This window comes from Streptomyces sp. NPDC004542, from assembly GCF_040610035.1.
Lineage (GTDB): Bacteria > Actinomycetota > Actinomycetes > Streptomycetales > Streptomycetaceae > Streptomyces.
The window spans coordinates 22949-38152 of sequence record NZ_JBEXLP010000014.1; the positions used below are offsets into that span (position 1 = coordinate 22949).

Below are 15204 nucleotides of genomic sequence, written 5' to 3' on the forward strand. Positions count from 1 at the left end.
TTTCGGGGAGCCCGAGTGGATCGCACTGCCCAGCTCACCGCCCACCGCACCGAGCACGCGATCGCATACGATCCGCCGCCCCCAGCCGGGTCGGCCGGGTCGGCCGGGTCGCTGCACGTCAGCGCCGCGCGCGTGCTGGAGGGCAACTGGACGGGCACGTCCACGGTCCCCTCCCGCAGCCTGTACCCGCACCAGTGGTCCTGGGACTCCGCGTTCATCGCGATCGGCCTGCGGCACATCTCGCCGTTACGGGCCCAGACGGAACTGGAAACACTGCTGGCCGCCCAGTGGGGCGACGGGCGTGTCCCGCACATCGTCTTCAACCCCTCCGTACCGCTCGACGCGTACTTCCCGAGCCCCGACTTCTGGCGCTCCTCGACCGCGGGGCGCGCTGCGGGCGCCCCGCGCACCGTACAGACCTCCGGCATCGTGCAGCCACCGGTGCACGCGCTGGCGGCCTGGCTGGTGCACGCCGCCGACCCGGGGCTGTCGCGGGCCCGGGGCTTCCTGGCCCGGATGTACCCGCGACTGGCCGCCTGGCACCGCTATCTGCTGCACCGGCGGGACCTGGGCGGCGGCGGACTGGCGTCCGTCGTGCACCCCTGGGAGCAGGGCATGGACAACAGCCCCTGCTGGGACGTCCCGCTCTCCCGCGTCACCCCGGCGCCGGCCCGCACCTTCCGCCGCGCCGACCTCGACCACGGCGCGGCGGACGACCGGCCGACGGACCTCGACTACGGGCGGTACGTGCGGCTGGCGACGGACTACCGGGACGGGGGCTATGCCGACGGCGCCGGAGCGTTCGCGGTGGAGGACCCGGCCTTCAACGCCCTGCTCATCGCCTCCGAGCACGCCCTGGCCCGGATCGCGGAGGAACTCGGCGCGACCGGCACGGCCCGGCACGCGCGTGCGCGGCGCCTGACGGCGGCGCTGGTGGAGCGGCTGTGGAACCCGGCCGAGTCCATGTTCTTCTGCCGTGACGTACGGGGCGGCGGCCCCATTCCCGAGCGCGGCGTGTCCGGCCTCGTCCCGCTCCTCCTGCCCGGCCTGCCCCGCGAGATCGCCACCGCCCTGGTCGGTACGCTCACCGGCCCGCACTTCGGCCTGGGCGACAGCACCCGTCTGGTGCCCAGCTACGACCTGCTCGGCGAGGCCTTCGACCCGCACCGCTACTGGCGCGGCCCGGCCTGGTTCAACACCGGCTGGCTGGTGGAGCGGGGGCTGCGCGCGCACGGCGCGCGGGAACGGGCCGACGCGCTGCGCGAGGCGCTCCTGCACACCGCCGGGGCGACCGGGTTCGCCGAGTACGTCGACCCGTACACCGGCGAGGCCTGCGGCGCGCTCGGCTTCGGCTGGACCGCCGCGCTCACGCTCGACCTGCTTCACGAGTCCCCCGGGCACGGTGTGTCCCCCGCGGGCCTCGGCACGTCCGACAGGAGTGACAAGGGAGGGGAACGGGGATGACGGACCGGCATCATCTGCTCGTGCACGGCGCGACCTTCGCCGCCGTGGGCGACCGGGGCGACATCAGCGGCGTCCGGGGCGGCGGCTCGCCGGACGGCTTGTTCGTCCGTGACGCCCGGCACCTCAGCCGCTGGCAGCTCACCGTGGACGGCGCGGTGCCCGAGGTGCTCACGCCGGTCGCGGACGGCGACGGGGCGCGCTGCGTCCTGGTCCCGCGCGGCGGCCGGCAGGAGCCGCCCGCGCACACCCTGTTCCGTGAACAGGCGGTCGGTGACAGCTCGTTCGTGGAGTTACTGCGGGTGACCAGCAACCGCCCGGCGCCCACCACGGTCCGCCTGGCCATCACCGCCGACGCCGACTTCACCGACCAGTTCGAGCTGCGCTCCGACCACCGCACCTACGCCAAGACCGGCGCCGTGCGCTCGCGCCAGGTGCTGGACGACGGCCTGGAGTTCACCTACCGCCGGGGCGAGTGGCGGTCCTGTACGACCATCACGGCCGACCCCGCCCCCGACGGCGTGGAGGAGACCGGCACGGGAGCCCGCCGGCTCGTGTGGACCCTCGAGCTCGAACCGCACGGCACGGCCGAGCTGGTGCTGCGCGTGATCGCCCGGCCGCACGGCGAGAAACGGGCGCTGAGGGTGCCGCGCTCCCCCGCCTCGGTGAACGAGCACCTGCTCGCCCTCGAGGGGCAGTTCGTGGAGGGCGTGGCCTTCCCGACCGGCTGGCCGGAGCTGGCGGCGGCCTGCGCCCGGGGCCTGACCGACCTCGCCTCGCTCCAGGTCCCGGCGACCGGACCGGACGGGGAGGAACTGCGCGTGCCGGCGGCGGGCGCGCCCTGGTTCCTCACGCTCCTCGGCCGCGACGCCCTGCTGACGTCGCTGTTCGCCCTCCCGTACCGCCCCCGCCTGGCCGCCGCGACGCTCCCCGCGCTCGCCGCCACCCAGGCGACCCGGAGCGTCCCGGCCTCGGTCGCCCAGCCCGGCAAGATCGTGCACGAGGTGCGGCACGGCGAGCTGGCGCACTTCGGGCAGGTGCCGTACGGGCGGTACTACGGCTCGGTCGACGCCACCCCGCTGTTCCTGGTCCTGCTCGGCGCGTACGTCGAACAGACCGGGGACACGGCCCTCGCCCGCCGTCTGGAACCGCATGCCCGCGCGGCGATCAACTGGATGCTCGACCACGGCGGGCTCACCTCGCGCGGCTACCTGGTCTACCGCGCCGACCGCGGCGGCCTCGCCAACCAGAACTGGAAGGACTCCCCCGGCGCCATCTGCTCGGCCGACGGCACCCGCCCGCACGGGCCGGTGGTGGCGGCGGGGGCCCAGGGCTACGCCTACGACGCGCTGCGCCGCACGGCGTGGGTGGCGCGCACGGTATGGGGCGACGGGACGTACGCGGCCCTGCTGGAACAGGCCGCCGCCGACCTGCGGGACCGCTTCCAGCGGGACTTCTGGATGCGGGAGCGCTCCTTCCCGGCGCTCGCGCTGGACGGGGAGGGCCGCCAGGTCGACGCGCTGGCCTCGGACGCGGGGCACCTGCTGTGGTCGGGGCTGCTGGACAAGGAGTACGGGGAGGTGGTCGGCCGCAGGCTCCTGGAACCGGACTTCTTCTCGGGCTGGGGCGTGCGCACGCTGGCGGCCGGGCAACCGGCGTACCACCCCCTGTCCTACCACCGCGGTTCGGTCTGGCCGCACGACAACGCGCTGCTCACCCTGGGGCTGGCCCGCTACGGTCTGCACGACGAGGCCCGCACGGTCGCCCACGCCCTGGTCGACGCGGCGACGGCCACCGGCCACCGGCTGCCGGAGGTCCTCGCGGGATACGGCCGCGACACCCACGCCGAGCCCGTGCCCTACCCGCACGCGTGCGTCCGCGAATCCCGCTCGGCGGCGGCACCGCTGGCCCTGCTCACCGCGGTCGGGGGCGCCTAGAGCCTGCCTGACCCTTCCCGTCGTCGCCCGGAGGGCGGCCGCGTACGGGACGTACCTGGGGGTGTGCCCGGTGCGGCGAGTGGGGGCACCCCCCGCTGGGGGAGCGTGCAGGGCGTCGCGCGGCAGACGGGAATGGTCCCTGGGGTCCGGGGCGGCGGGCCCGTCCGGCGGAGTGTTGGCGAGCCGTTTGCCGGGTGTTTGCCGGGGGCCCTGAACAGCCGCCGGAGGCGGACCGTACGGGATGGCGGCCGGCCCGTGCCTCCCCGCGTGGGCCGCCGCCGTTCACGGGTCGCGCACGGAAGGACCTCCGGGTTGCCTCAGCACACGAGCATTCGCCAGTCACCGGAAACGGACGGCGCCACCGCCCGGCCGGGATCCGAGCAACCCGGGGCCGAGACCGAGGGCGGTACCCCCGTCGAGGCGGAAGCGGCGCCCCACCGGGCGTCGGCCGGCACCGCCGACGCGGACACCGCCCCCGGAGCAGGCACTCCCGAGGCCCCCGCCCCGGCAGCCTCGAACAAGCCCGCCGGCCGGCGGTCCGCCGCCCCGAAGGACACCCCCGAGGCCACGGCCTCCCCGGCCACCTCGAAGACAACCGCTCCCGAAGCCGCCGTCAAGGCACCCGGCCCGCAAGCCACACCCGAGGCCACCACCGCCCGGGCCACCCCGAAGAAGACCCCCAAGCCGGCCGGGCCCAAGGCCCACACCCACGGGGCCCCTGCCGCCGAGGCGAACACCCCCGAGGCCGACGCGCCCAAGACCGACACCACCGAGGCCGACGCCCTCGAGGCATCCACCACCCCGGCCACCCCGCCGGAGGACACCCCCGAGGCGGCCGCTCCCGAGGCGGCCGCTCCCGCAGCGCCCGGTCCGGAAGCCGCGCGCACCGCGACCACCCCCGCGACCACCCCCGCGGCAGACAACACCACAGCCGACTCGACCGAGACCGGCACCGCCGGAACCGCCGGCGAGGCACCCGCTCCCGCAGCGCCCGGTCCGGAAGCCGCGCGCACCGTGGCCCCTCCCGCGACCACCCCCGAGGCAGACAACACCACAGCCGACTCGACCGAGACCGGCGCCCCCGAGGCCGTCGGCGAGGCGCCCGTCGTTCATCGTCCCGTGCGCCGTGGGCGGGAGCGGTTGCGTCGGCGGCGGGAGGCGTGGCGGGCGGCGCATCCGACGGCTGCCACCGTGCTGTCGGTGACCGTGACCGTGCTGGCCGCCGTGCTGGTGGTCGGCGCGCTGCTGCTGCCGAACACCGTGGTCGGGCTCAGGCCGGTGAAGTTCGCGCGGATACCGGCGGAGGCGATCATCGGGGCCGCCGTGATGCTGGCGCTGCCCCGCCGTCCCCGGATCGCGCTGGCGGCCGTCTCCGGCGTCGCGCTCGGTGCGGTGACCGTACTGAACTTCCTCGACATGGGGTTCAAGCAGTACCTCGGCCGGACCTTCAACCCCATCCTGGACTGGACTCTGCTCAGCGACGCGCAGTCGTACCTGAACGACTCCCTCGGCAGGACGGTCACGCTCGCCGCCACCATCGGCGTCGTCCTCCTCGTGCTGCTGCTGTTCCTGCTGCTGGCCCTGTCCACGGTCCGGCTGGGCAACCTGCTCGCCCGGAACACCGGCGCGGCCACCCGGGGCACGCTGATCGCCGGCGTCGCCTGGATCACCTGCTCCTCCCTCGGCCTCCAGATATCCGGCGTGCCGATCGCCTCCGACCGCACCGCCTCAGCCCTGAAGATCGAGGCGCGCAACGTCGCGGACACCCTGCGCGACGAGGCGGAGTTCCAGAAGGTCGCCAAGGTCGACGCCTTCGGTGACACGCCGGGCAGCCAGCTGGTGCCCGACCTGCGCGGCAAGGACATGATCTTCACGTTCATCGAGAGCTACGGCCGCAGCGCCATCGAGGACCCGATCGAGGCACCCGGCGTCGACGCGACGCTCGACGCCCGCACCAAGGCCCTGGCCAAGGCGGGCTTCCACGCCAAGAGCGGCTGGCTGACCTCGGCGACCTACGGCGGCAGCAGCTGGCTCGGCCACTCCACCACCATGTCGGGCCTGTGGATCAGCAACCAGCAGCGCTACCGCACCGTCATGGCCAGCGACCACATGAGCCTCACCGACGCCTTCAAGAAGACCGGCGCGTTCGACACGGTCGGCGTGATGCCGGGCGTGCAGAAGGGCTGGCCGGAGCAGAAGTGGTACGGCCTCGACAAGGTCTACAACGCCTTCCGGCTGGGCTACAAGGGCCCGAAGTTCAGCTGGTCGACCATGCCCGACCAGTACGCGCTCCAGCAGTACCAGGAGCGGGTGCACAGCAAGAAGCCCACCGCCGGCAAGTCGCGGATGTCGCTGCTCATCCTGACCTCCAGCCACCAGCCCTGGGCGCCGATCCCGAAGATGGTCGGCTGGGACCAGTTGGGCGACGGCTCGGTCTTCAAGGGCATCGAGGCGGCGGGCAACAAGTCGGCCGACGTCATCGCGGACACCACCAAGTCCCGTCAGGAGTACGGCAAGTCGGTCCAGTACTCGGTGACCGCCCTCACCGAGTGGCTGGAGCGCTACGGCGACGACGACACCGTCCTGGTCTTCCTGGGCGATCACCAGCCCATCGCCCGGGTCAGCGGCAACCACGCCAGCCGTGACGTCCCGGTCGCCATCGTCGCCAAGGACCCGAAGGTCCTGGACAAGATCGCCGACTGGAACTGGACGGACGGCCTGCGCCCCGCGCACGACGCCCCGGTGTGGAAGATGAGCTCGTTCCGGGACAGGTTCCTGACGGCGTACGGCTCGACCCCGCACCCGAAGAAGGGCTGACCGACCGGAAGGACCGACCGCTCTCAGTAGCCCTCCATCGCCGCGCGCCCCGCTTCGGCGAACCGTTCCAGGGAGTTCAGGTACTCCTCCCTGGCCGCGTCGAAGCGGGCGCGCGCGCCGTCCTCCCCGAGGGAGACGTGCCACAGGGACCGGCTGACCTCCGTCGCGGCGGCCAGCACGGTCTGCGCCGCCCCGGCCGCCTCGGCGGGACCCTCCAGCGCGATCGCGCGGACCCCGCGCATGAGCGGGTCGTACGCCTCGCGCACCGCCCCCCGCAGCTCCTGGACGCGCGTCAGGAATTCCTCGCCCTCGCCGAGCTGGAAGCGCGCGTCCACGACCCGCCGGTACAGCTCGCCCATGACATGGGCCCGCTCCATCAGTTCCAGGTACGCGGCGCGCCGTCCCTCGCGCACCCGTTGCCGGTGCTGGGCCCGCGCCGACGCCTCGGCCTGCGTCCTGGCCGCCCGCACGCTGCCGAGGTTGGTCACCCAGCTCGCGAGCACCGCCGTGCCGCCGGTGAGGGCCGCGACCCATAACGCGCTGTCCGCCACGCCGATCAGTGTCGGCGCGGCCCGCTGCCGGTGTCGAGACCGCATCAGCCGCCGGAGGTGTCCAGCTCCGCGTCCTCGCTCACGCCCGCGCAGTCGTACGGGTCCTTCAGCCAGCCGTCCGGCAGGACCACCCGGTTGTTGCCGGACGTGCGGCCGCGGGGGCCGTCCGCGCCGGCGGGCCACGGCTGGTCGAGGTCCAGCTCGTCCAGGCCGGAGCGGAGTTCCGCCAGGGAGGAGGTGACGGCGAGGCGCCTGCGCATCTCGGAGCCGACCGCGAATCCCTTCAGGTACCAGGCGACGTGCTTGCGGAAGTCGACGACGCCCCTGGACTCGTCGCCGATCCACTCGCCGAGCAGGGTGGCGTGGCGGACCATGACGTCGGCGACCTCCCGGAGGGCGGGGCGCGCGACGGCCTCCGTACGGCCCTCGAAGGCCGCCACCAGGTCCGCGAAGAGCCATGGGCGGCCCAGGCAGCCGCGTCCCACGACCACGCCGTCGCAGCCGGTCTCCCGGACCATCCGCAGCGCGTCCTCGGCGGACCAGATGTCGCCGTTGCCGAGCACGGGGATCTCCGGGACGTGCTCCTTCAGACGGGCGATGGCGTCCCAGTCCGCGGTGCCGCCGTAGTGCTGGGCGGCCGTGCGGCCGTGCAGGGCGATGGCGGTGACGCCCTCCTCGACGGCGATGCGTCCGGCGTCGAGGTAGGTGATGTGGTCGTCGTCGATGCCCTTGCGCATCTTCATGGTGACCGGCAGGTCCCCGGCGCCGCTGACGGCCTCGCGCAGGATGGCGCGCAGCAGGTTGCGCTTGTACGGGAGGGCCGAGCCGCCGCCCTTCCTGGTCACCTTCGGCACCGGGCAGCCGAAGTTGAGGTCGATGTGGTCGGCGAGGTCCTCTTCCGCGATCATGCGGACGGCCTTGCCGACGGTCGCCGGGTCGACGCCGTACAGCTGGATCGAGCGCGGCTTCTCGGTCGCGTCGAAGTGGATCAGCTGCATGGTCTTCTCGTTGCGCTCGACCAGCGCCCGGGTCGTGATCATCTCGCTCACGAACAGGCCCTTGCCGCCGGAGGCTGCGTCCTTCGCTTCGCCTCCGGCGAAGGTTCCGCCTTCGGCGAAGTTCCGGCACATCGTGCGGAAGGGCGCGTTGGTGATACCCGCCATGGGGGCGAGGACGACGGGCGGCTGGACGGTGTGCGGGCCGATCCGCAGGGGCGTCGTGGGCGTGGGCATTGCCCCATTGTCACCCATCGGCAATGATCATGTAGCACTCATTAGTTAGACGCACTATCGAAACTGGCGTACGATGGAACGCATGCCCGAGCTGAGCCCTCGCCGACGTCTGCTCGTGCTCGCGATCTGCTGCATGAGCCTGCTGATCGTCAGCCTCGACGTCACCGCCCTGAACGTGGCCCTGCCGTCCATGCAGCGCGACCTGCACGCCACCACCTCCGGCCTGCAGTGGACGATCGACGCCTACACCCTGGTGCTGGCCTCGCTGCTGATGCTGGCGGGTTCCACGGCCGACCGGATCGGCCGCAAGAAGGTCTTCGTGACCGGCCTGACCGTGTTCGCGGCCGGGTCGCTGCTGTGCTCCCTCGCGCCCAGCCTCGAAGCGCTGGTCGTCTTCCGCATGATCCAGGCGGTCGGCGGCTCGATGCTCAACCCGGTCGCCATGTCGATCATCACCAACACCTTCACCGACCCGCGCGAGCGCGCCCGCGCGATCGGCGTGTGGGGTGCGGTCGTCGGCATATCCATGGCCGCGGGCCCGCTGGTCGGCGGCCTGCTGGTGGAGTCGGTCGGCTGGCGCTCGATCTTCTGGGTCAACCTCCCGGTCGGCCTGGTCGCGGTCCTGCTCACCCTGCGCTTCGTCGCCGAGTCCCGCGCGCCCAAGGCCCGCCGGCCCGACCCGGTCGGGCAGCTGCTGGTGATCGCCCTGTTCGGCTCCCTGACGTACGCGATCATCGAGGCGCCGGACTCGGGCACCGGCACGGTGCTGCCGTTCGCGCTGATCGCCTTCGGTGCCCTCCTCGGGCTGCTGTGGTACGAGCCCCGGCGCGCCGAACCCCTCATCGACCTGCGCTTCTTCCGGTCCGCGCCGTTCAGCGGGGCCACGGTGATCGCCATCAGCGCCTTCGCGACGCTGGGCGGCTTCCTGTTCCTGTCGACGCTGTACCTGCAGAACGTGCGCGGGCTGGACGCCCTGCACGCCGGCCTGTGGATGCTGCCCCTGGCCGCGCCGACGTTCCTGTGCGCGCCGCTCTCCGGACGGCTGGTCGGCTCGCGGGGACCGCGGCTGCCGCTGCTGATCGCCGGGACCGCCATGACCGCGAGCGGGGTGCTGTTCGCCGCGTTCGAGGCGGAGACGTCGGACGCCACGCTGGTCCTCGGGTACGTGCTGTTCGGCATCGGGTTCGGGTTCGTGAACGCGCCGATCACCAACACGGCGGTGTCCGGGATGCCGCGGGCGCAGGCCGGGGTCGCCGCGGCCGTCGCCTCCACCAGCAGGCAGCTCGGGCAGACCCTGGGGGTCGCCGTGATCGGCGCGGTGCTGGCGTCCGGGGTCGGCTCGGCGCCGTACCGCACCACGTTCGTGGCCGCGGCCCGGCCGGCCTGGTGGATCCTCACCGCCTGCGGGCTCGCCGTCCTCGTTTTCGGCGCCCTCACCAGCGGCCGCTGGGCCCGCCGCACCGCCGAGCACACCGCCCGGCAGCTTCAGTCCAACGAGGTCCGCGAAGCAGCGGGCGTCGGCTGACAGTGAGGCCGAGTGCTGGCCGCCCGTGCCGTCCCGGAGACCCGCTCCCAGCGGCCCGAGCCGGTCGACGGCCCCGGCACGGTCCTGCTCGCGCTCTCCCTGCTCACGCTGCTCGCCCCCCTCACCGAGGGCCGGGCGGCGGGCTGGCCGGTGTGGACGTGGCTGTCGCTGGCGGCGTTCCCGGGGGTCGTCTCGGCGTTCTACGCGGTGGAGCGGCGGGCGGACCGGCAGGGCCGTACGCCCCTGGTGCCGCCGAGCCTGTTCGCGCTGACGTCGCTGCGCCGGGGGCTGGTGCTGATGCTGCCGTTCTCCATCGGCTTCAGCGGGTTCATGTTCGTCATCGCGGTGGCCCTGCAGCGCGGCGCGGGCCTCGGTCCGGTCCCGGCGGGCCTCGCGCTGGCCCCGATGGCGGTGACGTTCCTCCTCGTCTCGCTCGCCGGGCCGCGCCTGGTGGCCCGCCACGGCACGCGCGTCGTCACCGCGGGGGCGCTCGTCCAGGGGGTCGGCCTGGCGCTGATCGTGCTGGCCGTCCGGCGGGACTGGCCGGACCTGGGCTTCGTCGGGCTGCTGCCCGGCGCGGCGGTCGCCGGCGCGGGCCAGGCGCTGCAACTGCCCGTCGTCATGCGGGTCGTGCTCTCCGAGGTGCCGCCCGCCCGGGCCGGTGTCGGCGGCGGCGTGATGGTCACCACCCAGCAGTCCGCCCTCGCCCTCGGCGTCGCCACCCTGGGCACCCTCTTCCTCTCCCTCGTCCCCGCCCACGGCATGCGCGACGCCCTGGTGACGGCGCTCCTGGTGCAGCTGGCCGGGGTGGTCCTGACGGGGCTGCTCAGCCTGCGGCTGCCGCGGACGGTGGGGTGAGAGATGAACCACAGCTCGGTGAAGTCGTCTCCGGGGGAACGCTGTTGACGTAGAACGTCGGGGAACGCGGGTGCGGGCACGGGGAGGGCACATGGCTCGGGACAGCACGGACGAGGTCAGCCGCTGGGACCGGCACGGCCGGCGGTACGTCGTCAGGGCGCTGCGCACGGGCGTGCGGCGCACGGTCAGGTGTGAGACCTGCGGCTGGCGGAGGGCGGCGCCGTTCCTGTCCTGGGCGAGGGCCGCGGAGCACCTGGCCGAGGCGCACCAGGCGACGGTGGACCCGACCGCGGCGGCGTGAGCGGCCCGGCGCACCGGCCGGCGGCTGACCGCGCCTCAGACCGCGCGGCAGCGGGTCCGGCGCCGCCGGCGCCCGCCTCGACGATCCGGGTCAGCCGGCCCTCCGCATCTCCGTGAACGCAGCGGTGCCGGGCCCCCGGAGGGACCCGGCACCGGTGGAGACGGACCGTCAGCAGCCGATCAGGCGGCTCGCGAGGTAGCCCTCGATCTGGTCGAGCGACACACGCTCCTGCTTCATCGAGTCACGCTCGCGGACGGTGACCGCGTTGTCCTCGAGGGTGTCGAAGTCGACGGTGACGCAGTACGGCGTGCCGATCTCGTCCTGGCGGCGGTAGCGGCGGCCGATGGCGCCGGCGTCGTCGAACTCGATGTTCCAGTGCTGGCGCAGCGCCTGGGCGAGGCCCTTGGCCTTCGGCGACAGCTCCGGGTTGCGGGACAGCGGGAGCACCGCGACCTTCACCGGGGCCAGGCGGTAGTCCAGGCGCAGGACCGTGCGCTTCTCCATCTTGCCCTTGGCGTTGGGCGCCTCGTCCTCGACGTAGGCGTCGAGGAGGAAGGCCAGCATCGTACGGCCGACACCGGCCGCGGGCTCGATGACGTACGGCGTCCAGCGCTCGCCGGCCTCCTGGTCGAAGTAGGAGAGGTCCTGGCCGGAGGCCTTGGCGTGGGCGCCGAGGTCGTAGTCGGTGCGGTTGGCGACACCCTCGAGCTCGCCCCACTCGCTGCCGCCGAACTGGAAGCGGTACTCGATGTCGGCGGTGCGCTTGGAGTAGTGGGAGAGCTTCTCCTTCGGGTGCTCGTACCAGCGCATGTTCTCGGTGCGCAGGCCGAGGCCCGTGTACCAGTTCCAGCGCTGCTCCATCCAGTACTCCTGCCACTTCTCGTCCTCGCCCGGCTTGACGAAGAACTCCATCTCCATCTGCTCGAACTCGCGGGTGCGGAAGATGAAGTTGCCAGGCGTGATCTCGTTGCGGAAGGACTTGCCCATCTGCGCGATGCCGAACGGCGGCTTGCGGCGCGAGGTGGTCTGCACCTGGGCGAAGTTGGTGAAGATGCCCTGCGCGGTCTCCGGGCGCAGGTAGGCGACGGAGCCGGAGTCCTGGGTCGGGCCGAGGTGGGTGGAGAGAAGGCCGGAGAACTGCTTGGGCTCGGTGAACTGGCCCTTGTTGCCGCAGTTCGGGCAGTTGATGTCGGCCAGGCCGTTCGCCGGGGCGTGGCCCTTCTTCTCCTCGTACGCCTCTTCCAGGTGGTCGGCGCGGAACCGCTTGTGACACGAGGTGCACTCGGTCAGCGGGTCGGTGAACGTGGCGACGTGGCCGGAGGCGACCCAGACCTCGGGGGCCAGGATGACGGACGAGTCGATGCCGACCACGTCCTCGCGCGACGTCACCATGTAGCGCCACCACTGGCGCTTGATGTTCTCCTTGAGCTCGACACCCAGCGGTCCGTAGTCCCAGGCGGCACGCTGTCCGCCGTAGATCTCACTGCACGGGAAAACGAAGCCACGGCGCTTGCTCAGGCTGACGATGGTGTCGATCTTGTCGGCGGCCACGGTGCTCTCTTCATTACGACGACGGGCGACGAAGCGAGTTGCTTCCAGCGAATGCTTCAGCGTACCGGCGTGGGCTCCCCCTCGACCAAATCGGTGGGCCCTCGAACCGTTGTTGACAACGGTTTCCATATTTGTTGAAAATGACTTCCATGAACGTTCGACGACGCCGCATACCCGCGGTGGCGACGGCCGCGGCCACCGCCCTCGGTCTCGCCACCCTCTCCGCCTGCTCCGCCACGACCGCCGCGGGCACCACGGGCAGGTTCGACGTCGTCGCGTCGTTCTACCCGATGGCCTTCCTCGCCGAGCGGATCGGCGGGAGCCACGTCCACGTCACCAGTCTCACCCGGCCCGGCCAGGAACCGCACGACCTGGAGATCAGCGCCCGGCAGACCGCGCGGCTCCAGGAGTCCGACGCGGTGCTCTACCTCAAGAACCTCCAGCCCGCCGTCGACGACGCGGTCGCCCAGTCCGGGATCAAGACCAAGATCGACGCCGCCTCCCTGACCTCGCTGGAGAAGCACGGCAACGAGGTCGGGGGCCACGCGGCCGAGCACGACTCCTCCGCGAGCGGGGAACCGGCCGGTCTCGACCCCCACATCTGGCTCGACCCGGTGCGCTACGCCCAGGTCGCCGAGGGCGTCGGCAAGGCCTTCGAGAAGGCCGACCCCGGCCACGCGGCCGACTACCGGAAGAACACCGCGGCCCTGGTCGAGAAGCTCGACGACCTCGACAGGCGGTTCAGGGAAGGGCTGGCGGACACCAGGACCAAGGTCTTCGTCACCACCCACGCCGCCTTCGGCTACCTCGCCGAGCGCTACGGCCTGACCGAGGAGGCCATCAACGGCCTCGACCCCGAGTCCGAGCCCAGCGCCGCCCGGGTCAGGAACCTCGAGCGGATGGCGAAGGCCGACGGTGTCAGCACCGTGTTCTACGAAACGCTCGTCAGCGACAGGACCGCGAAGACCATCGCCGCCGACACCGGGCTGAGGACGGACGTCCTCGACCCGATCGAGGGCATCACGTCCAAGAGCCGCGGCACGGACTACTTCTCGGTCCAGGAGTCCAACCTCGAGGCCCTGCGGAAGGCCCTGGGGACCCCGTGACAGCCATGGAGGACGACGCCATGACCGAGCCCGTCATACGTCTGCGCGGGGTACGCGCCGAGCTGGGCTCCCGCCCGGTGCTGCGCGGCATCGACCTCACCGTGCGCCGCGGCGAGGTCGTCGCGCTGCTCGGCGCGAACGGATCCGGCAAGTCGACCGCGATCCGCACGCTCATCGGCCAGGTGCCGGTGAGCGCCGGCGAGATCGAACTGTTCGGCGCCCCGCGCCGCGGCTTCCGCGACTGGGCGCGGGTGGGCTACGTACCGCAGCGCACCACGGCCGCCGGCGGCGTCCCGGCCACCGTCACCGAGATCGTCTCCTCGGGCCGCCTGTCCCGCACCCGCTTCGGTCTCTTCCGCAGGGCCGACCACGAGGCCGTGCGGCGCGCCCTGGAACTGGTCGGCATGGCGGAGCGGGCGGGGGACTCCGTCGACGCCCTCTCCGGCGGCCAGCACCAGCGGGTACTGATCGCCCGTGCCCTGGTCGCCGAACCCGAGCTGCTGATCATGGACGAGCCGATGGCCGGCGTCGACCTGGACAGTCAGGAGGTGCTCGCGCGGACCCTGCGCGAGCAGGTCGGGGCCGGTACGACCGTGCTGCTCGTCCTGCACGAACTGGGCCCCCTCGAGCCCCTGATCGACCGGGCGGTCGTGCTGCGCGACGGCCGCGTCACCCACGACGGCCCGCCCCCGCGCACCACCGGCCACGACCCCGCCCACCCCCCACCCGGCACCGCCCTCGGCGGAGGCGCGTCGCACCACTGCTCCGATCCGCACGGGCCCACGGCCACCCACCCCCACCGCACGGGACTGCCGATCTGATGGAACTCCTCGACTACGCCTTCATGCAGCGGGCGCTGCTCGCCGCCGTCCTCGTCGGCGTCACCGCCCCCGCGATCGGCATCTACCTGGTCCAGCGCCGCCAGCCCCTCATGGGCGACGGCATCGGGCACGTGGCGATGACCGGCGTCGGCCTCGGCTTCCTGCTGAACACCTCGCCGGTGTGGATGGCGACCGCCGTCTCCGCGCTCGGCTCGGTGCTGATGGAGCTGATCCGCTGGTACGGCAAGACCCGCGGTGACATCGCCCTCGCCATGCTCTTCTACGGCGGCATGGCCGGCGGCGTGATGTTCGTCAACCTCGCGCCCGGCGGCTCCAACGCCAACCTGAACTCGTACCTCTTCGGCTCCCTGTCGACGGTCTCCCCGTCGGACGTGACCGCCGTCTCGCTGCTCGCCGCCTTCGTGGTCCTGGTGACCCTGGGGCTGCGCCGCCAGCTGTTCGCGGTCAGCCAGGACGAGGAGTTCGCCCGGGTCACCGGGCTTCCGGTCCGCGCCCTGAACCTGCTCACGGCGGTCACCGCGGCCGTCACGGTCACCGTCGCCATGCGGGTGGTCGGCCTGATCCTGGTCTCCGCGCTGATGGTGGTCCCGGTCGCCGCCGCGCAGCAGCTCACCCGGAGCTTCGCCGCCACCTTCGCGATCGCCGTCGCGATCGGCGTGAGCGTGACCATCGGCGGCACCGTCACCTCGTACTACCAGGACGTCCCGCCCGGCGCGACGATCGTGCTGCTGACCATCGCGGCGTTCGTCGCCCTGACCGCCCTCGCCACTCCCCTGGCCCGCCGCCGCGCCCGGGCGGCCGCCGCCGCGCGGGACTCCGCAGACCCGGCACCGTACGCGATCCCGGTCGCCAGGGACGCCGCCGACGAGCTCGGCGTCTGACCGCGCACAGGCCGGGCTGGCACAATGGCCGCGGGTCGGGTGCGAACCGTGCAGCGCGGACGAGCCGAAGGGCTGAGCACGGTCGTGGTCCCCCGGCACCGGCACCCAGCGCCCCGCGGGCGAACGAGCCGACAGAAGGAGG

11 protein-coding genes and 1 pseudogene are annotated in these 15204 nt (G+C 73.0%); 9 read left to right on the plus strand and 3 right to left on the minus strand.

Annotated elements, in window-relative coordinates:
* Positions 1-15 precede the first annotated feature (15 nt).
* From ABZX30_RS11110 to ABZX30_RS11120, 3 genes are all read left to right on the plus strand, one after another.
* On the plus strand, positions 16-1464 hold the full coding sequence (locus ABZX30_RS11110; protein ID WP_355931636.1) for a hypothetical protein: 1449 nt from the start codon (positions 16-18) through the stop codon (positions 1462-1464).
* The gene (locus ABZX30_RS11115; RefSeq protein ID WP_355931638.1) at positions 1461-3398 is read left to right on the plus strand and encodes a glycogen debranching N-terminal domain-containing protein; all 1938 of its coding nucleotides are present in this window, start codon (positions 1461-1463) and stop codon (positions 3396-3398) included. The genes ABZX30_RS11110 and ABZX30_RS11115 overlap by 4 nt, the downstream gene beginning before the upstream one ends.
* Before the next feature lie 1140 nt (positions 3399-4538).
* Positions 4539-6215 (plus strand): sulfatase-like hydrolase/transferase, encoded by a 1677-nt coding sequence (locus tag ABZX30_RS11120; protein WP_355931820.1) that lies wholly within the window; start codon positions 4539-4541, stop codon positions 6213-6215.
* A gap of 23 nt (positions 6216-6238) precedes the next feature.
* Here the strand turns inward: ABZX30_RS11120 and ABZX30_RS11125 are convergent, their stop codons facing one another.
* The gene (locus ABZX30_RS11125; RefSeq protein WP_355931641.1) at positions 6239-6766 is read right to left on the minus strand and encodes a hypothetical protein; all 528 of its coding nucleotides are present in this window, start codon (positions 6764-6766) and stop codon (positions 6239-6241) included.
* Between the two features lie 44 nt (positions 6767-6810).
* Positions 6811-7998, minus strand: a complete 1188-nt coding sequence (gene dusB, locus ABZX30_RS11130; protein ID WP_355931642.1) for a tRNA dihydrouridine synthase DusB — start codon at positions 7996-7998, stop codon at positions 6811-6813.
* A gap of 82 nt (positions 7999-8080) precedes the next feature.
* Here dusB and ABZX30_RS11135 point away from each other — a divergent pair, with 82 nt between their 5' ends.
* The 3 genes and pseudogenes from ABZX30_RS11135 to ABZX30_RS11145 all read left to right on the plus strand — a co-directional run bounded on the left by ABZX30_RS11135 (position 8081) and on the right by ABZX30_RS11145 (position 10682).
* A complete protein-coding gene (locus tag ABZX30_RS11135) occupies positions 8081-9523 on the plus strand; it encodes an MFS transporter (protein ID WP_355931645.1) in 1443 nt (480 codons plus the stop codon).
* A gap of 12 nt (positions 9524-9535) precedes the next feature.
* A pseudogene (locus ABZX30_RS11140) lies at positions 9536-10381 on the plus strand (MFS transporter); the annotation flags it as partial.
* Positions 10382-10472: 91 nt separating this feature from the next.
* Positions 10473-10682 carry a hypothetical protein gene (locus ABZX30_RS11145; protein WP_355931648.1) on the plus strand — a complete coding sequence of 70 codons (210 nt, stop codon included), beginning with the start codon at positions 10473-10475 and terminating at the stop codon, positions 10680-10682.
* Between the two features lie 168 nt (positions 10683-10850).
* Here the strand turns inward: ABZX30_RS11145 and ABZX30_RS11150 are convergent, their stop codons facing one another.
* Positions 10851-12233 carry a glycine--tRNA ligase gene (locus ABZX30_RS11150; protein ID WP_355931650.1) on the minus strand — a complete coding sequence of 461 codons (1383 nt, stop codon included), beginning with the start codon at positions 12231-12233 and terminating at the stop codon, positions 10851-10853.
* A 149-nt stretch (positions 12234-12382) separates the two neighbouring features.
* Here ABZX30_RS11150 and ABZX30_RS11155 point away from each other — a divergent pair, with 149 nt between their 5' ends.
* From ABZX30_RS11155 to ABZX30_RS11165, 3 genes are read left to right on the plus strand one after another with little or no spacing between them, the layout of a single operon-like run.
* Positions 12383-13339 carry a metal ABC transporter substrate-binding protein gene (locus ABZX30_RS11155; RefSeq protein WP_355931651.1) on the plus strand — a complete coding sequence of 319 codons (957 nt, stop codon included), beginning with the start codon at positions 12383-12385 and terminating at the stop codon, positions 13337-13339.
* 20 nt (positions 13340-13359) lie between these two features.
* Positions 13360-14160 (plus strand): metal ABC transporter ATP-binding protein, encoded by an 801-nt coding sequence (locus ABZX30_RS11160; protein ID WP_355931653.1) that lies wholly within the window; start codon positions 13360-13362, stop codon positions 14158-14160.
* A complete protein-coding gene (locus ABZX30_RS11165) occupies positions 14160-15062 on the plus strand; it encodes a metal ABC transporter permease (RefSeq protein WP_355931655.1) in 903 nt (300 codons plus the stop codon). The genes ABZX30_RS11160 and ABZX30_RS11165 overlap by 1 nt, the downstream gene beginning before the upstream one ends.
* The last annotated feature ends 142 nt before the right edge of the window (positions 15063-15204 follow it).